Source organism: Tenacibaculum sp. (assembly GCF_050290165.1).
Lineage (GTDB): Bacteria > Bacteroidota > Bacteroidia > Flavobacteriales > Flavobacteriaceae > Polaribacter.
The window spans coordinates 22322-40864 of sequence record NZ_JBNKHD010000006.1; the positions used below are offsets into that span (position 1 = coordinate 22322).

21 protein-coding genes are annotated in these 18543 nt (G+C 32.1%); 6 read left to right on the forward strand and 15 right to left on the reverse strand.

What is annotated here, in order from left to right; translation table 11 throughout:
• Positions 1–28: 28 nt before the first annotated feature.
• From ACQY6M_RS06915 to ACQY6M_RS06975, 13 genes are all read right to left on the reverse strand, one after another.
• Positions 29–1312, reverse strand: coding sequence for a cryptochrome/photolyase family protein (locus ACQY6M_RS06915; RefSeq protein ID WP_428742566.1), 1284 nt, complete (start codon positions 1310–1312; stop codon positions 29–31).
• Positions 1305–1790, reverse strand: coding sequence for an SRPBCC family protein (locus tag ACQY6M_RS06920; protein ID WP_428742567.1), 486 nt, complete (start codon positions 1788–1790; stop codon positions 1305–1307). Before ACQY6M_RS06920 ends, ACQY6M_RS06915 begins: the two co-directional genes overlap by 8 nt.
• A 5-nt stretch (positions 1791–1795) precedes the next feature.
• Complete coding sequence (locus ACQY6M_RS06925; protein WP_428742568.1) at positions 1796–2311, reverse strand: glutathione peroxidase; 516 nt, start codon at positions 2309–2311, stop codon at positions 1796–1798.
• 159 nt (positions 2312–2470) lie between these two features.
• On the reverse strand, positions 2471–3148 hold the full coding sequence (locus ACQY6M_RS06930) for an SDR family NAD(P)-dependent oxidoreductase (RefSeq protein WP_428742569.1): 678 nt from the start codon (positions 3146–3148) through the stop codon (positions 2471–2473).
• 2 nt (positions 3149–3150) lie between these two features.
• Positions 3151–4569 (reverse strand): SDR family oxidoreductase, encoded by a 1419-nt coding sequence (locus tag ACQY6M_RS06935; RefSeq protein ID WP_428742570.1) that lies wholly within the window; start codon positions 4567–4569, stop codon positions 3151–3153.
• 42 nt (positions 4570–4611) lie between these two features.
• Positions 4612–5085 carry a TspO/MBR family protein gene (locus ACQY6M_RS06940; RefSeq protein ID WP_428742571.1) on the reverse strand — a complete coding sequence of 158 codons (474 nt, stop codon included), beginning with the start codon at positions 5083–5085 and terminating at the stop codon, positions 4612–4614.
• A complete protein-coding gene (locus tag ACQY6M_RS06945) occupies positions 5072–5773 on the reverse strand; it encodes a lycopene cyclase domain-containing protein (RefSeq protein WP_428742572.1) in 702 nt (233 codons plus the stop codon). Before ACQY6M_RS06945 ends, ACQY6M_RS06940 begins: the two co-directional genes overlap by 14 nt.
• Positions 5770–6225 (reverse strand): beta-carotene hydroxylase, encoded by a 456-nt coding sequence (locus ACQY6M_RS06950; RefSeq protein WP_428742573.1) that lies wholly within the window; start codon positions 6223–6225, stop codon positions 5770–5772. The genes ACQY6M_RS06945 and ACQY6M_RS06950 overlap by 4 nt, the downstream gene beginning before the upstream one ends.
• Positions 6222–6662: a hypothetical protein gene (locus ACQY6M_RS06955; protein WP_428742574.1), complete on the reverse strand. Its 441-nt coding sequence runs from the start codon at positions 6660–6662 to the stop codon at positions 6222–6224. The genes ACQY6M_RS06950 and ACQY6M_RS06955 overlap by 4 nt, the downstream gene beginning before the upstream one ends.
• On the reverse strand, positions 6662–7504 hold the full coding sequence (locus ACQY6M_RS06960) for a phytoene/squalene synthase family protein (protein WP_428742575.1): 843 nt from the start codon (positions 7502–7504) through the stop codon (positions 6662–6664). Before ACQY6M_RS06960 ends, ACQY6M_RS06955 begins: the two co-directional genes overlap by 1 nt.
• The gene (locus tag ACQY6M_RS06965; RefSeq protein WP_428742576.1) at positions 7488–8969 is read right to left on the reverse strand and encodes a phytoene desaturase family protein; all 1482 of its coding nucleotides are present in this window, start codon (positions 8967–8969) and stop codon (positions 7488–7490) included. The genes ACQY6M_RS06960 and ACQY6M_RS06965 overlap by 17 nt, the downstream gene beginning before the upstream one ends.
• A gap of 78 nt (positions 8970–9047) precedes the next feature.
• Positions 9048–10007: a fasciclin domain-containing protein gene (locus ACQY6M_RS06970; RefSeq protein WP_428742577.1), complete on the reverse strand. Its 960-nt coding sequence runs from the start codon at positions 10005–10007 to the stop codon at positions 9048–9050.
• Between the two features lie 213 nt (positions 10008–10220).
• Entirely contained in the window at positions 10221–11114 is an 894-nt protein-coding gene (locus ACQY6M_RS06975; RefSeq protein WP_428742578.1) for a MerR family transcriptional regulator, read from the reverse strand.
• A 113-nt stretch (positions 11115–11227) separates the two neighbouring features.
• Here ACQY6M_RS06975 and ACQY6M_RS06980 point away from each other — a divergent pair, with 113 nt between their 5' ends.
• Positions 11228–12178 carry a GSCFA domain-containing protein gene (locus ACQY6M_RS06980; RefSeq protein WP_428742579.1) on the forward strand — a complete coding sequence of 317 codons (951 nt, stop codon included), beginning with the start codon at positions 11228–11230 and terminating at the stop codon, positions 12176–12178.
• A gap of 9 nt (positions 12179–12187) precedes the next feature.
• Here the strand turns inward: ACQY6M_RS06980 and ACQY6M_RS06985 are convergent, their stop codons facing one another.
• Both ACQY6M_RS06985 and ACQY6M_RS06990 read right to left on the reverse strand, forming a co-directional pair.
• The gene (locus ACQY6M_RS06985; RefSeq protein WP_133537952.1) at positions 12188–12469 is read right to left on the reverse strand and encodes a rhodanese-like domain-containing protein; all 282 of its coding nucleotides are present in this window, start codon (positions 12467–12469) and stop codon (positions 12188–12190) included.
• Positions 12470–12503: 34 nt separating this feature from the next.
• Complete coding sequence (locus ACQY6M_RS06990) at positions 12504–14258, reverse strand: aromatic amino acid hydroxylase (RefSeq protein WP_428742580.1); 1755 nt, start codon at positions 14256–14258, stop codon at positions 12504–12506.
• A 112-nt stretch (positions 14259–14370) separates the two neighbouring features.
• Between ACQY6M_RS06990 and ACQY6M_RS06995 the strand changes: the two genes are divergently transcribed.
• The 5 genes from ACQY6M_RS06995 to map all read left to right on the forward strand — a co-directional run bounded on the left by ACQY6M_RS06995 (position 14371) and on the right by map (position 18505).
• Positions 14371–15138, forward strand: coding sequence for a M48 family metalloprotease (locus ACQY6M_RS06995; RefSeq protein ID WP_428742581.1), 768 nt, complete (start codon positions 14371–14373; stop codon positions 15136–15138).
• A 67-nt stretch (positions 15139–15205) separates the two neighbouring features.
• The gene (locus ACQY6M_RS07000) at positions 15206–15475 is read left to right on the forward strand and encodes a hypothetical protein (RefSeq protein WP_428742582.1); all 270 of its coding nucleotides are present in this window, start codon (positions 15206–15208) and stop codon (positions 15473–15475) included.
• Positions 15476–15523: 48 nt separating this feature from the next.
• Positions 15524–17041 (forward strand): 2,3-bisphosphoglycerate-independent phosphoglycerate mutase, encoded by a 1518-nt coding sequence (gene gpmI, locus ACQY6M_RS07005; RefSeq protein ID WP_428742583.1) that lies wholly within the window; start codon positions 15524–15526, stop codon positions 17039–17041.
• A 100-nt stretch (positions 17042–17141) separates the two neighbouring features.
• Entirely contained in the window at positions 17142–17672 is a 531-nt protein-coding gene (locus ACQY6M_RS07010) for a thioredoxin family protein (protein ID WP_428742584.1), read from the forward strand.
• 29 nt (positions 17673–17701) lie between these two features.
• On the forward strand, positions 17702–18505 hold the full coding sequence (gene map, locus ACQY6M_RS07015) for a type I methionyl aminopeptidase (protein WP_428742585.1): 804 nt from the start codon (positions 17702–17704) through the stop codon (positions 18503–18505).
• Positions 18506–18543: the final 38 nt, after the last annotated feature.

Here is an 18543-nt window from a genome sequence, read left to right on the forward strand (position 1 = left end):
AAAAGGTTCAGAGTTTTCTGAACCTTTTTTATTGTAATGCTTTTTTATAAGTATCTATCGCACGTTCTCTAGCAAACTTATGCTCTACCATGGGTTGTGGATAGGTTAATTCATCAAAATCTTTCACCCATTTTTTCACATACCGTAAGTCTTTATCAAACTTTTTGAGTTGTTCTGTTGGATTAAACACTCTAAAATACGGAGCAGCATCGCAACCTGTACCGGCTGCCCACTGCCAATTTCCATTATTTGCTGACAAATCATAATCCAATAATTTTTCGGCAAAATAGGCTTCACCCCAGCGCCAATCAATCAATAAATGCTTGCATAAAAAGCCTGCTGTTATCATTCTTACTCTGTTATGCATATATCCTGTTTCGTTCAATTCACGCATTCCAGCATCTACCATTGGATATCCTGTTTTTCCTTCACACCATTTTTGAAATTCCTCTTCGTTATTTCTCCAAGGTACAGCATCATATTTTTGCTTGAAGTTCTGAGTAACTACCTTAGGAAAATGATATAAAATTTGCATAAAAAACTCGCGCCAAATCAATTCACTTAAAAAAGTTTTATTAGTTTTTAGAGCATAACGAACCATTTTTCGAGCACTCACCAACCCAAATCGTAAATAAGGAGACAGATACGATGTTTTATCTTGAGAAGGAAAATCTCTCACCTCATCATACACTTCTAAATTAGACAAGTTGTAAGGTTTCACTCTAATAGCACTCTTTTCAAAACCTATGGAAGTTAATAAAGGAAATTCCGTAGAAAATGGATAAAAACTATCAAAGTTTATTGCAAACTCTTGCGTATCTTTTTCTTTTGAAAAATTTTGCAACCATTTATTTTTATACGGTGTAAAAACGGTATACGGACTGTTATCAGCTTTTAATACTTCGTTTTCCTCAAAAATTACTTGATCTTTAAAAGCTTTAAATAGTATCCCTTTTGAATTAAAAAAACTTGCAACTTCTCTATCCCTTTTAATTGCATAAGGTTCATAATCTTTATTCGTATAAACAGCCTCGACAGCATATTCTTCTACAAGCTTTTTCCAAACCTCAAGTGGCTTTCCTTTTTTAACAAGTAAAGAAGATGAAGCTTTTTTTAAAGCTTCATCCAATTCTCTTAAGGTTTGATATATAAAAGTTACCCTAGCATCATTTTTAGGTAATTTATCTAAAATTTCTTCATCAAAAATAAAAACTGGAATTACTTTATTACCTGATTGTAGCGCTTCAAATAAACCTTTATTGTCCTCCAACCGCAAATCACGACGAAACCAAAAAAATGTAACTTTAGACATTATTGAATAACTTTTCTAGTGTTTGATAACGATACTCAAATATTGTTTTCAATTGTTTCTTTATAAAAAGTGTTTGTGCTAAATGACCTAAAACACCGAAAGGTATTTTGTATGAAATTTTATCTTTCATCAATGTTTTACCATCAGGCAATTCATCAAACCAATGTTCGTGATGCCACATTTTATAAGGACCAAAACGTTGTTCATCTATAAAAAACTCTTTGTTTTTTACTTGAGTAATTTCTGTTACCCAGTTTGATTTAACTCCCAGAAGAACTCCTACTTTATACGTTATAATTTGCCCTGCATATGCTTTCTTGTCAACTTTTGAAGTGATTTGAAATCCCATATGAGGAGGAGTTATTTTTTGTAAGTTTTCAGGAGAACTAAAAAAATCCCACGCTTGTTTTAACGGAATACCAAGTACTTGTTCCGTTTCGAGTGTATAGATTCCTGAATGCTCATAAAAATGAATCATCTACACTATAATACTTTGGTAATTTTCTTACTCGTAGGTTTTGTAATCGAATAAAACACATCGATTAACCTCCCTTCTTCATCAACCAAATATTTTTGGAAATTCCATTTTACTGTAGAATCCATTTTCCCATTTTTCTCTTTTTTAGTTAACCATTGGTATATCGGATGTTGCCCTTCTCCTTTTACTTCAATCTTCTCAGTCATTGGAAAATCCACCCCATAATTTAAACTACAAAACGATTGTATTTCTTTTAATGTACCTGGTTCTTGTGCTCCAAATTGATTACACGGCAACCCTATTATAACCAACTTGTCTTTGTGCTTTGAGTACAATTCTTGTAATCCTTCGTATTGATTTGTAAATCCGCATTTCGAGGCTACATTTACGAATAATATTTTTTTCCCTTTAAATTGGTGAAGATCTAAATTTTCTCCATCAATCCCATTTATTGAAATTTCATACAACGACTCTTTTGGAGTAACTGTTTGTGCTTTTCCTGAAAAACTAAATAATGCCATTATCAAAAATATTTTAAGTGTTCTCATTAATATTACTATTGTTTATTTATTAGATATATGTATAAAAGTATGCATTTAATTTCATAATCCCCATCATCTTCACAGACTAAAATCACTAGATTTTGCTGTGCTCTACCATAAAAACATTGTTCTTTTAATTTAGATTTTCACGCTTACAATTCCTGCATCCATAGGAATTATTTGCCCCGTAATTGCTGATGCTTCTTTAGATAGTAAATAACTAGCTAAACTTGCTACTTCTTCTGCTTTTAAATATTTTTTTAACGGATGTCTGTTTTGCATACTTTCTTGTTGTTTTTCATTTCGTAACAAACGAACTGCCAAAGGTGTATCAGTTACAGTAGGAGCAATCGCATTAAATCGAATTTTAGTTGCATACTCAGCTGCTAGAGATTTTACAAGCCCCTCAATTGCCGATTTACTTGTTGCTATACTTGCATGAAATGGCATCCCTAAAAACGAAGCTACCGTACTAAACAATACAACACTTCCATTATTTTTTGCTAATGAGTTTTCGTAAGCTTTTAAAGTTTTAATCGCTCCTAGAACATTGACATCAAAGTCAGCTTGAAAAGCTTCTATATTTAATCTTGTAAAAGATTTAAGATTAATGCTTCCTGGACAATACACCAAACCATGGATTTCACCCAATTCTGGAAGTTGTTCTTTGGTAACATCACATGCATAATGCCTTATTCCAATAAGATTTTCAGGTTCAGTTCTACTGATATTTATAACATTATGTGAGTTTTTTAATTTATCGACAATTGCTTTACCAATACCACTACTCCCCCCTATCACAACTATTGTTTTCATAATTACTCTTTTATTAGATGGTTAATCATTCCTTTAAATACAAATGCATGAAAAGGTAAAACAGCATACCAATACATTCTTCCCCAAATTCCTTTTGGTCTAAAAACCGCTCTTTGATACAACTTGTCTTTTTCTATTGCAAACTCTAACCATGCTTCTCCTGGAAGCTTCATTTCTGCAAATAAAATCAAACGTTTGTTCTTTTTATCTGCTAATAACACCCTCCAAAAATCCAAAGGGTCACCTGGTTCTAATTCCGTTGGATGCCTACGTCCTCTTCTTAAACCAACTCCTCCGAAAACTTTATCTATATATCCCCTAATTTTCCATAAAGAATTGAACTTATACCACCCATTTTTCCCTCCTATACTCCAAATTTTATTTAAAGTATAGTCCTCATTCTGTACAGTTTTTACTCTTATATCTTTAAAACATCCATATTGTGGAATTTGAATATGTTTAGCTAACTGATCGTGAAACACTCCACTACTCATTGCATCTTTCCAGCTAGAAATCACTTCATTTTGCTCTATTTTTTGAAAAGCCAATGCCACAGCCTCTTTATAAGATATTGGTTGAACATTTAACAATTGATTTACATCACTCTGTTTTGCGATTACTTCAACCTTCATACTATCTACTAGGGCTTGCGCCAAGTTAAAAGAAGTTGATGTTACAAAATACAACCAATAGGAAGACAGCTTTGGTGTTAAAACAGGAAGTGTGTAAATATATCTTTTAAAACCTCTTACCTCAGCAAACTGCAATAACATTTCTTTATAGGTTAATATTTCAGGACCACAGATATCAAAAGAATTATTGTGAGTTTCTTTAACCTTTAAACTATTTTCTAAAAAAGCTAATACGTCTCTAACCGCAATAGGTTGTGTTTTTGTTTTTAGCCATTTAGGAGTTACCATTACTGGAAGCTTTTCTACAATGTCTCTTATAATTTCAAAAGAAGCACTTCCGCTACCCACTATAATTCCTGCTCTAAATGTAGTTAAAGCATATACTTTTGATTGTAATCTTTTTTCTACCTCATATCTTGATTTAAGATGTTTTGACAATGAATTATCATTGACAATTCCACTTAAATAAACAACTTGTTTACAGAAAGTAGCTTCTATTAGGCTTTTAAAGTTTTGCGCACACTTAACTTCTAAATTTTCAAAATCTTCAGATGTGGTAGACATTGAATGAATTAAGTAGTATGCTACATCGATATCTTTTGGAAAGCTAGTATTTTCTATATCTAAAAAATCTATTTTTATAAAAGTGACATTAGAATTGTTTTCAAATTCATCAGGAATTCTATCTAAATCACGAACACAACAAACTAACTGGTGATTACTTTCTAGTAACCTAACAATTAATCGTTTTCCAATATAACCTGTGGTACCTGTAACTAAGATTTTCATTCTTTAAGCTTTTGATATTCTGAACGCTTATAATTTATTTTATCAATTACTAAACACGATATAAGCATTTAAACTCACTGCAATAGTCATCCAGATTAAGTAAGGAAGAATAAATAAGGTATACCCTTTTATTTTCCTTATATGCTCAAAAGTAAAGTAACCTATTAGCAACCATAATAAAGTAATGACCACTAATCCAAGTTTTGTTAAATGTTGATTGAAAAAAATATAATTCCAACTCACATTTAAAATCCACTGGTCTATATACAAAATGAGTAATTTCTTATTTAAAAATTCATATTGAAAGCTCACTTTGGTCATGTACACAGAAAACAAAACCATGATGGTTGTCCACGCCACTCCAAAAACCCAACCTGCTGGTGTCCATGGAGCTTTATTTAAAGACAAATACCAATCTGTTCTAGGTCCATCATCCATCAACCAGACTCCAATAGCTAAAGCTGAAAAATTAACAATTAGGAATACTAAAAATCGTATGTATTTATTTTCTTTCAAGTTGTTTTCTTTTTAAATGATTAAAAATTAACTGTATTGAAAACAGCATGGTAAACGCATAAAAAATATCTTCAAACGGAATGGTAAATATTCTAAAATCTAAATTTTCAGCATTGTTATACCAAACTACTGGCTCATTTATCATACTTCCTGTCAAAACCCCATTTACTATTAAAAAAGGGATTAAAATCACTAAAAAACTCAGATAATACTCTTGTAGAGTTTCCAAATGATATCTAACGCCATACAATAACACCATTAAAAAACAACTAAAGTTTACAGAGGTATACCATTTTCCGAAGTTAAAAACCAATAGCAAAACAGCTAATACAATTAGTAAAAAACTGAGAAGGATCGTTACTGATTTTGACAACTTAAATTTCGGAAACAAATACCTTAATACTTCATGTGTAAAAAGACATGCATAGGGGATACAGAAAAAAAACAGCCATTCTTCTATAGGCATTTTAAAAATTTTCAACCCTACATAATAGTCTGAATTAAATCCCCAAACTCCATTAACAGTGAAAATCCCATCCCAAATTAAAAAAGGAATGGCTACCAGAGTTATACTCAAAATAGCTATTTTGAAATACTGAATAAAATGAAGTTTTTTTTCAAAAATGCTATACAATAAAGGAATACTCAAACTTCCTAAATTTAGTATTAAGTACAGGTATTGACTCATTGTATTTTTTTAAAATATTTGAATGGCACGAACAACATCCCAAAACATTCACCGTCTGGTTTATCTAAATGCTTATGATGTATTTTATGTGCTTTTCGCAAGCCTTTTAAATACCTACTCTTTGTATTTCTAAACCATTTAAACCTCCTATGGATTAATACATCATGTACTAAAAAGTAAGCTATCCCATAGAATAGAATACCTAACCCTATAAAAAACAAAAAGTTTAACTCTGGTCGAATTCCGAAGTAGAATAACAGAATACTAGGAATTGCAAAGACCACGAAAAAAGCATCATTTTTTTCAAATGCATGTGGATATCCAGGTTGATGGTGATCTTCGTGTAAATACCAACCAAAACCATGCATTATGTATTTATGTGTACACCATGTAACTCCTTCCATTATTGTAAAGGTCATCAAAGTGATTATTATATATAAAACTATACTCATAATGATGTGTTTTCTATTATAAACGAGTGTAAATAACTTATACTATCTTTTTTTTGAAGCACTTTTTTTAAAAACCGTTTATCTTCTTTAATAGAAGATTTATAACCTAAAAAACTTGGTGTATTTTCTTGAATTACCAATCGAACGTATCGTAAATGCACATTATCAGGGTGTATTAAAATCAACTCTTCCAATTGTTTTTTACCAGTATTAAACACTTTTAATTTACTCCATGGCATCAACTTATATTTAGCCTGTTTCATTTTTAAAGAAACTACATAGGCTTGTACATTAACATCATTGTTTTGTCCATATCTCTGAATATACTCTTGTTCTTCTTTTTTTTCAGACAATTCATGGTATTCTTCAACAAATTTTGGAGTATTAATAAAACCAAAAGACAAACATATTACAATATGCAGTAAGAGATATTTCATTAAATTAAATTCAGCTTGTATTTTATATAACTCCTTGCTAATAAATTAATTTTCATTGGATTAGAAATCCTAACTCTAGTGTTGATAATTTTTGTTGAAGGTGTATCTTTCAGTTTTTTTAATAACTTTTTATAGTATCTATATGCCATATACACTCCAAATTTTGCTTCAACTGGCAGTTTTAAAATCCCATTTTGATAAGCATAATCAAAATCAGCTTCTATATCTTTTATAATTGCTTCTTTCGATACCGCATCTAACTTTTTGAGATTCACATTTGGAAAATAAGAACGATTCAACATTTCATAATCATCTTTTAAATCTCTTAAAAAATTTACTTTTTGAAATGCTGATCCTAATCGCATCGCAGCCTCTTTTAATTCATCGTATTTTTGTTGATTTCCCTTTACAAAAACCTTCAAACACATCAACCCTACAACATCTGCAGATCCATAAATATAAGCATTATACTCCTCCTTTGTTTGATATTCTGTCTTATATAAATCAGCTTTCATACTTTTTAAAAACGCTTGCACTAAATCATCAGAAATACCATACTTATTTACTGTGTGTACGAACGCGTTCAAAATAGGGTTCAAACTGATTCCTTTTTCTTTGGAATTGTAATATTCCTTTTCAAACATTAATAATAACTCCTCTTTATCGTACTCGTGAAAAGAATCCACTATTTCATCTGCAAAGCGTACAAATCCATAAATATTATAAATATCAGCACGTATTTTTGGTGATAACATTTTCGTTGCTAAAGAAAATGATGTACTATATTTTTGGGTTACCAACTTACTACACGCGTAAGAAACCTCATCAAATAATTGTTTCATTTTTGTACGTTTTTAAAATTAAATCCGAAGTTATTTTTCCTGAAATTAATGACGGAGGAACTCCTGGCCCTGGTACCGTTAATTGCCCAGTGAAGAATAAATTCTTTACTTTTTGACTTTTTATTTTTGGCCTTAAAAAAGCTGTTTGTGTTAAGATGTTTGCCAAACCATAAGCATTGCCCTTATATGAATTATACTCTTTTATAAAATCGTTTACGCAAAAACTTTCTTTAAATAGTACGTGTTCTTTTACTGATTGATTTGTTAAAGTCTCTAACCTTTTTAGTATCATATCAAAATAACGTTCCCTCAACTCTGGTGTATCTTCTATACCTGGAGCTAATGGAATTAAAAAAGTGGCTGCTTCTTTTCCATTTGGTGCAAAAGCTTCATCTGTTATTGAAGGAAAACTTGCATAAAACAACGGTTCTTTTGGCCAACTAGGAACATCATATATTGTTTTAGCATGCACATCAAAATCTGTATCAAAAAACAGTGTATGATGGCATACATTTTTTAACTTCTTATCAAACCCCACATAAAAAAGTAAGGATGATGGCGCAAATATTTTTTTAGACCAGTATTTTTCTGAGTACTGTCTGAGATATTCCGGAAGCAACGTTTCTGTATGATGATAATCTGCCCCACTTAATACAACATCAGACTCCAGCAGATTTCCATTAACTCCAACGCCAATTGCTTCACCCTTATCATTAACAACCACTTCATCAACAGTTACATTTGTTTGAAATTCAACCCCTAAACTTATTGCTAAATCAATCATTGCTTCAATAACTTTATACATTCCTCCTTTGGGATGCCATGTACCCAAACCAAAATCAGCATAATTCATAAAATTGTAAAAAGCTGGGGTGTTACTCGGTTTTGCTCCTAAGAACAATACAGGAAACTCTAATATTTGAATCAGCTTTTTACTCTTAATTTTCTTCCTTACCTCATGTCTTATGGTAGAAAAAAACTGAAATATTTTACCCATGGTAATTGGAGTTACCAACTCTAAAGGAGAAATCCCAGGCTTATAGACCAAGTCATTTATAGAAACATCATAATTGTATTTTGCTGATTTCAAAAAGGACTGCAAGTGTTTCGAACTTCCTTTTTCTTCTTTTTCAAAAACCTCATAAATTTCTTCTAAGGTTCCCGGAATTATAATTGAATCTTTTTCTCCAAAGTACACTTCATAAGCAGGACTTAATCTTTCTAACTTGTAGTAATCTGATGGCTTCTTATCAAAGTCTGCAAAAAACTTTTCAAAAACATCGGGCATCCAATACCATGTGGGGCCAATATCAAAAGTAAAACCGCCTCTTAATAATTGTCTTGCTCTCCCTCCAATTGTTGCGTTTTTTTCTAAAACCACCACTTTATACCCCGCTTTAGCTAGATAGCAAGAAGCCGATAAAGATGAAAAACCCGAACCTATTATGTATACTTTTTTTTTCAATTTCTTTCTTATAAATATAATTTAAAAATTACAAGTGAGAAATTAATCTCACTTATAATCAAACACTTTACTCAAAAATCAAGGTAACAAAACACTATTTACTACGTGAATTACCCCATTTGTACCTTGTACATCTGTTAAAGAGATTACAACTGATTGACTCGAAGTTGTATTTAGTTTAGCTCCACTAGATAGATCAACTGTTACTATATTTCCATCAAACATTGTTATTTCCTGATTGTCACTCAACTCATCTGACTGCACATTTCCTCCAGCAAATACATGATACTTCAATACCGCTTCCAATGTTGCAATAGGAATATCACTTATTGAATTCCACGAAGCATTACTATCCAACAAGACTTGAAAAGCATCGTTAGTAGGGGCAAAAACCGTATAAGGTCCATTTTGACTTAATAGTGAAACAAAATCTGTTGTATGACGAGTATCTGTTAATGCAGCTACCAAAGAAGTAAAACCAGCATTATTTAATGATAGCGTTACAATATTAGCTGGCAACATTACTTTGTCAATAACATGAACAACCCCATTTGAAGCCATAATATCAGTGCTTACTGGTTTAGAATCTCCATTAAACTCAACACCTCCAGTTACCTCAACTTGTAATGACAACATCTCATCATTAGGCCCTGTTGACAAAGTATTCACATAAGTATCTGTTAAATCAGCTGCTTTAACTTGACCACTAATAACATGAAATAACAACACTGACTTCAATGTTTCTACAGGAATATCATCGAGAGAATTCCATGAAGCATTACTATCTAATAATGCTTGGAAAGCTTCGTTTGTTGGAGCAAATACCGTAAAAGGTCCTTCAGCCTGTAAAGCAGAGACTAAGTCAACCTTTTGTAAAGCAGACACCAAAACACTTAGACTAGAATTTTCAGTCGCTAAATCAACAATAGTTTTAGGTTGCTCTATAATAGGATCATCATCGTCACTGCATGATGTAAATAGACCAAGACTTAAAAACACACTTAAAAAAAACACCAAAGTTAAATTCTTAGCTTTCATAATTATATACTCTTTAGTTAATGCTTACTCTTATTTTTTTATAGTCTACTTTTCAGCTTCGATAGACTTTGTTTATCTTTTTAACACAATTGTTAAACAAAATAAATCTCCTTAAAAAAATATGCTTTGAAAATCAAAACATTAGTCAAATTTACATTTTTTGTTTAACAAAAACAAAAATATATTAAACAAAATAAAATTACATAAAAAAATTTAAAGCTTATTCAAAAACACTTTTAGAGATGAATAGACCTTAATATCTGCTTTAAAATTAACATCTTCAACTTCCATCGCTTTTCTTCCAAAAGCTATTAATTCATGACCTGTACCTTCAAGTTCTTCTTCAATTTTAGAAAAGTATTCTATTATCTTATCCTCAAAAGGTTGGACAGTCATAGAAGTAATAAAACAAGTCTTTGATTTACTTTTAAAAAAATACTCCAAATTATCAAGAGGCAAACTTTGTCCCAAATAAATTGTCTCATATCCTCTTAAAATAAGTTCATAATTTAAATACAATAATCCTAATTCATGAATCTCATTTTCAGGCAAAAACAACACATAAGTAACATTCGAATTACTAACCAAATGCTCAAGTTTTTCAATATTGATTTGTATTTTCTGCACTATTAAATTTGATATAAAATGCTCATGTGCTGGCAACAAAGTGTCTGTTTGCCATAACAAACCTACATGATCAAGAAAAGGAACAAAAACATCTTGAAACACCTCTCTAAAACTTTTTCTTTGCATCAACCTATTATAGGTCTTATTAAACAATGTTTTATCAAACTGAAACATTGCCAGCTTAAGAGAATTTACAGCCTCATCATTAACTGCCATCTTAAAAGCCAACTCTCTTGCTTTTAGAATAATTGTATCATCAGACATTTCAGCTATTTTAGAGATTTTGATGTTATTATTATTTAATAAAACAACATTTAATAGCTTTTGAAGATTTTCTGAAGAATAGTATCGAATATTGGTATCAGTTCTTTCAGGTGACAACAAATTATAACGTTTCTCCCAAATACGAATCGTATGTGCTTTTATTCCTGAAATATTTTCAAGGTCTTTTATTGTAAAAATAGACTTTATATTGTTCAATACTTTTTAATTATAATTAAACAAATATACAAAATCCATGAAAATTAAGCTTCATATCCATACTTCCAGTATTTTTATCGTTATTTTTGATTTGAATTTACCACAACTCACCTATGATTTTTCAAACACAAATACCATTAAAAAAACAACCTCATCATCAAATTGATTATCATTCAAATTTGCTATTGTTAGGATCTTGTTTTTCGGAAAACATAGGCAATCAATTATCGTATTACAAATTTCAATCGAAGCAAAATCCTTTTGGAATACTGTTTCATCCAAAAGCTATTGAACTGTTAATTACCAACAGTATTAATCAAAAAGAATATACAGAAGATGCTATTTTTTTCCACAATGAACGCTGGCATTGCTTCGAAGCTCATTCTGCACTTAGCTCACCTTCCAAAGAAGAATTACTTAGCAATTTAAACAACAATGTTAACTCAACTTTTAAGCAACTTAAAGATGCTTCGCATGTAATTATTACTTTAGGAACGGCTTGGGTGTATCGTGAAATTGCAACAGACACTTTGGTTGCGAATTGCCATAAAATTCCGCAGAAAAAATTCTTAAAAGAACTGTTAAGTATCGATGAAATTTTAGAAAGTTTAGAAGCTATCAACTCTTTAGTTCAATCATTAAACAAAGATATTTCTATAATTTACACCGTTTCTCCAGTACGTCATATCAAAGATGGCTTTATTGAAAATCAACGTAGTAAAGCACATTTACTTTCAGCTATTCATCAAGTGGTTGAACCTCGCAAAAAAGTATATTATTTCCCTTCTTATGAAATCATGATGGACGAATTGCGTGATTATCGTTTTTATGCTGAAGATATGATTCACCCAAACCAAACAGCTATTAATTATATATGGGAAAAGTTTTCTGAAACATGGTTTACCGAAGACACTCTTAAGGTCATGAAAGAAGTTGAAACCATTCAAAAAGGATTAACTCATAAACCATTTAATCCAAATTCTGAGGCACACCTACTTTTTTTAGAAAAATTGCAACAAAAAAAGGAAATACTTTTGCAAGCATTTCCTTTTATGAATTTTTAGTTTTTATTATTATTTAACTAAATACTGATCTACATTTTGCCATGGACCACCATTAATTACATCGATACCATGGTTTTGTAAAAATTGAGTTGCTTGACCGCTTCTACCTCCACTTTTACAAACCGCGATTACAGGTTTATTCCATGATTTGATTTCATCTACATTCAAAGGAATCGTTGTTAACACGATATGTTTTGCTCCTTCACTATGTCCTTCATTCCATTCTGCTAAAGTTCTCACATCTAATACTACCGCTCCTTTAGCTAAATATTCTTGTATTTCGTTACTCATATTTTTTCTTCTAAATAAATTAAATAATCCCATGTTACATCGAATGTTCTGGCAACAAATGTAAGCCGTTTTCTATTAACGTAGTGTAACTCTTGTTACCTTTTAAAATTTCTAAGTGTGATTTTATAGCATCTTTAACAGAATAGTCGTGCTCTACAGCTAATTCTAACAACTCTAAAGGCAGTAACCAATCGTTTTTAAATTTTGACTGCAACAATTCGAAAATTTCTTGAATTTTCTCTTCAGAAGACGTTCCTTCTTCTCTCATCACTCTCACCTTCGCATATAAACCATATAATTCTTTATCCGTATCAGAATAAGCAATTTTATGTGTTTTTGTTTCCGATACTTTTCCTACATCACCAAAAGAAGTTACATCTGCAGCACCTGCAAATGCTGATACTACTTCAACACCAACCGCCATATCATACACACCCCAATCAGGATGGAACAATACAGTATCTCCATGAGTCACCGTACAATTTTTAAAAGATATCAATAAAATTCTACCTCTTAAATCTCTTGTCCCAGTAATTACTTCTCCTTCTACTCTTACCCCTCCTTCAAATTCAAGAACTACTTGTTCTCCTTCATAAATTCCATACGCTTTTAAGTCTCGTGGACTCATATTTTCAATAGGAATATTAATTCCTTTTAACTTTCCTATTGGACTTCCAAAACCTTCTGCATGGTAACTGATTCCGTGCCCTATTAGTTCTTTATCTCTACTTGCTAAAGCAGTAGAACCAGTAGTTTGCACATAAATAGGTCTATTTTTTTCATCAGAAATCACATTGGTAAATACTCCTGATATCTGAATTCCTGTACTTAACTCTATAGTACCTAAGTTTTTAGAGTCAATTAATTTTTCTACTCCTTTCAACCCTCCAGAACGAATTGCCATTGTATTCGCAAATTCTTCCAACACCATACTCAAGTGAGCAAAATCTGGTGTTACAAATAGCTGCGGTTGTGGTTTGGTGATATCAAAACTTACATTCGCTGCATCAATAGTATAAGGCACTTTTGTAACCTCCTCTTTCATACACCATTTACTTTCCCCTATTGAAGACAACAATCCTGCCCCATAAATTTTAGGATTTTCGAGTGAACCTATCAAACCATATTCAACCGTCCACCAATGTAAATTTCTTATCTGAGCCATCTCTGAAAGCTCTCCCATATTATCTTGTAACCACTCTACTTTTTCTTGAGCTTCGTCAATTTCTTTTTGACTTGAATTAGGATCCTCTTTTAAAATAGACAACAAACGAATTGCTTCATACATCTCATAATCTTTAGCCGAAGAAATTGCCTTAGCTCCTATTTCACCAAAACGACGTAAATATTCTGCATATTCAGGATTTGCAATAATTGGTGCATGACCAGCTGCTTCGTGAATAATATCTGGTGCAGGAGTGTATTCTATATGATCTATCGTGCGCATATCAGAAGCAATTACCAATACATTGTATGCTTGAAACTCCATGAATGCATTTGGTGGTATAAATCCATCTACCGAAACTGCCGCCCAACCAATTTCTTTTAAAATTCGATTCATTCCCTGCATATGAGGAATGCTTTCTATTGAAATTCCTGTTTTCTTCAATCCATCTATATACGAAGAGTGTGCTACCTTACCTAAATAATCAACATTCATTCGCATCACATAACGCCATACTGCTTGATTTTGTGCTGTATATTCATCATATGGTTGCTTCACTACAAATTTATGTAGATGCTTGGGTAACTTTTTTGTGACTTCGTTTAACTCAAAATGAGGTTCCATAGTGTTGTTTGTTTTACTGTGTAAATTTAAGTTTTTTATAGTTTACAAAAAATTGATATTCGTTAAATTATATATTTTTGTACATTTACTTTTGCCTTTAAAACAGCAGAAAATGAGGACAAAAGGAGGTTTTAAAACTCGCCTATTAATTGGCTTAGCAATTGTTGCTTTTGCTTACCTAAGAAAATGTAGCCAACAAGAAGTAAATCCATATACAGGAAAAACACAAGCCGTTAGCTTGTCTCCTCAACAAGAAATCGCTATCGGACTACAACAAGCCCCCATAATGGCTCAACAACATGGTGGTTTATATCCTAATGAGAATGCACAAACTTTGGTAGACAATGTTGGTAATAAATTAGTTAATAATACTGTAGCCAAACAATCGGGATATCAATTTGATTTTCACTTATTAAAAGATGACAAAACCATCAATGCTTTTGCCTTACCTGGTGGGCAAGTTTTTATAACATACGCTTTATTTTCTCAATTGAAAAATGAAGATCAGTTAGCAGGAGTTTTAGGACATGAGATAGGACATGTTTTAGGAAAACATTCCAACGAAAGAATTACCGATGCTAATTTTTGGCAGTTACTAACCATGGGAGCATCGGTTGGTGCTGATTTAGGGGAGTTAGCCAATAGTATTGGTCAACAAACTTTATTAAAAAATGGCCGAGGTGATGAATTGGAAAGTGACGAATTAGGAGTAAAATTAATGATTGATGCTGGCTATAATCCAAAAAACTTGATAGGTGTAATGGAAATATTAAAAGCTGCTGCTGGTCCCAATAGAATTCCTGAATTTCAAAGCACACACCCTGACCCTGAAAACAGAATTCAAAAAATTAAAGAAGCGATTCGTAAATATCAAAAATAACCAAGAACTTTATGTAACATACAACCAATTAAAGCTACTTATAACAAAACCCTAAAATTAATTTGCTATGAGTTTTGGAGGAGCGGTATCCGCAATGGTTACCAGTTTAAAAAACAATAAAAGGAAAAGAGTTAGTGCTTTTGAAAAACTAGAACGATTTCAAAAAGAAAATGACGATAAATTACATTTCAAAAAGTCTGCAAGTAAAAAAGAGTTAATACAGATTAAAATAAGACTTCAAAAGGAAAACAAAATCCGATTTATCAGAAAGAGCATTCTGTACTTTTTATTTTTTAGCGGATTATTTTACATCGTATTTGTTTTTATGAATTCTTAAAATAATCCCCAAAAATCTTTCTTATTTTTGCAGTGTAACACACAACAAATGAACAAGAAAGTAATTTTAATGATTTTGGACGGTTGGGGAATTACTCAAGACCCAAAAGTATCGGCTATATATAATGCGAAAACTCCTTTTATAAATTCTTTATACGATAAATTTCCGCATGCACAATTAAGAACCGATGGTGAACATGTTGGTTTACCAAAGGGACAAATGGGAAATTCTGAAGTGGGACACATGAACTTAGGGGCTGGTAGAATTGTATACCAAAACTTGGCTAAAATAAACAAAGCGGTAAAGGAAGGGACTCTTGCCAAAGAAATCGAATTAGTAAACGCTTTTGAATACGCAAAAGCAAACAACAAAAATATTCATTTTTTAGGGTTAGTTTCTAATGGAGGAATCCACTCACATATAGATCATTTAAAAGGCTTGTTAGCAGCAGCTAACAATTTTGGTTTGGATAATGTGTTTTTACATGCATTTACTGACGGTCGTGATTGCGACCCAAAATCAGGAAAATATTTTATTAACGACATCCAAGAATACATGCAAGAAACTACGGGCGAATTGGCAACAATTACTGGTCGTTACTATGCTATGGATCGTGATAATCGTTGGGAACGCGTACAGCTTGCTTACGACGCTTTAGTACATGGAAAAGGTTCACTTTCTTCAGATGCCATAACAAGTATTCAACAAAGTTATGAGACTAATGTTACTGATGAATTCATCAAACCAATTATTATGGTTAATGAGAACAATCAACCTAAAACAACCATTAAAGAAGACGACGTTGTTATTTTCTTCAATTTCAGAACTGACAGAGGTCGTCAATTAACCGAAGCCTTAAGTCAGAAAGATTTCCCTGAATTCAACATGAAAAAATTACCATTATATTTTGTTACTCTAACAAACTATGATGATACGTTTAATAACATTCATGTTGTTTACGACGGAAAAAACATTGAAAACACCTTAGGAGAAGTATTAGAATCAGCAGGAAAGAGTCAAATTAGAATTGCTGAAACAGAAAAATATCCGCACGTAACTTTCTTTTTCTCTGGCGGGAGAGAAGAAGAGTTTAAAGATGAAAAACGTTTACTATGCCCATCCCCAAAAGTAGCGACTTACGATTTACAACCAGAAATGAGTGCTTATGATATTCGTAACGCCATTGTTCCAGAGTTACAAAAAGGCGATGTGGATTTTGTTTGCTTAAATTTCGCAAATGGGGATATGGTAGGTCATACTGGTGTTTTTGAAGCTGCTGTAAAGGCTTGCGAAGCTGTTGACGAATGTGTAAAAGATGTGGTAACTACAGCATTAGATAACGATTATACTACTATTCTAATCGCCGATCACGGAAATTGTGAAACGATGATCAATCCAGATGGAACACCACATACAGCTCACACCACCAATCCTGTTCCTGTAATTTTAATTGACAAAGAGTTAAAATCAATAAAAAGTGGTATTTTAGGCGATGTTGCTCCAACCATTTTACAACTTATGGGAGTAGCACAACCTAAAGAAATGACACAACATTCACTTATTTAAAATATATCTTATGAAATGAGCCATAACAAGAAGTTGACACCAACCGAAAAGATTATTGGCGAATTACATCTGACCTATAAAAACAATAAAAATTAAACAGATGAAAAAAATCGTGTATTTGCTTATTACCGCTTTAGTAGTTTCGTGTGCTTCAGCACCTAAAAATCTTGCAACCAAAAACGAAAACGGAAATTTGGTAGGTATAGCTACCAAAAAAGACCTTCAGCAAGAACCTTACGGAAGTGAGTGGTTTAACGATTTTTATTCATATTACGAAACCAACAAAAATACAGTTGAACAACTAAAGCCATACTTGAAAGACATAAAAATTAAAGGTTTTATGGGAACTTGGTGTGGAGATAGCCAAAGAGATGTACCAAATTTTTACAAAATTTTAGACGAAGCTCAATTTGACTACAAAAACCTCGAATTAGTTACTGTTAATCGCCAAAAAAAAGCTAACGGATTAGAAGAAGGATTTGATATTACTCATGTCCCAACATTTATATTTTATAAAGATGGGAAAGAAATTGGTCGTTTTGTAGAACATGCTTTAGATGACAGTACTGTGGAAGAAGATTTCTTAAAAATAGTTTCTGGTCAAGAATACAAGCATCCATATCAAAAATAACCGTAAATTTGCGCCTCAATATTTTTAACATGATTATTCAAAAAACCAGAGAAGAAATTGAATTAATGCGCGAAAGTGCTTTAGTAGTATCAAGAACCTTAGGAATGCTTGCCAAAGAAGTGAAACCTGGAGTTACTACATTGTATCTTGACAAACTTGCCGAAGAATTTATTCGCGAGCAAGGTGCTATCCCTGGTTTTTTAGGTTTATACGATTTCCCGAACACACTTTGTATGAGTCCTAACTCTCAAGTAGTACACGGAATTCCGAACAATACACCATTACAAGAAGGCGATATTATTTCTATTGATTGTGGTGCTATCAAAAATGATTTTTACGGAGATCATGCTTACACATTTGCTGTAGGTGAAATCGCTCCTGAAACACAAAAATTATTAGACGTTACCAAAGAAAGTTTATATGTAGGTATTCGTGAGCTTAAAGTAGGAAATCGTGTTGGTGATGTCGGATTCGCAATTCAAAACTTTACCGAAAAACATGGGTATGGAGTTGTTCGCGAATTAGTAGGACACGGATTAGGACGTAAAATGCACGAAGACCCTGAAATGCCTAACTACGGAAAAAGAGGTCGTGGCAAGAAATTTATTGAAGGTATGGTTGTCGCTATAGAACCTATGACAAACATGGGTACTCAAAAAATCATTCAGCACCGTGACGGATGGACAATTACTACCTTAGACGGAAAACCATCTGCTCATTTTGAACACGATGTTGCTATTATTGATGGTAAACCTGAATTATTATCTACCTTTAAGTATATATATGAAGCTTTAGGTATTGAAAGTAACGAAGAGGACGAGTTTAGACAATAAATAGTATATTTACAAAAAAGCTAAATTAGCAATTAAGC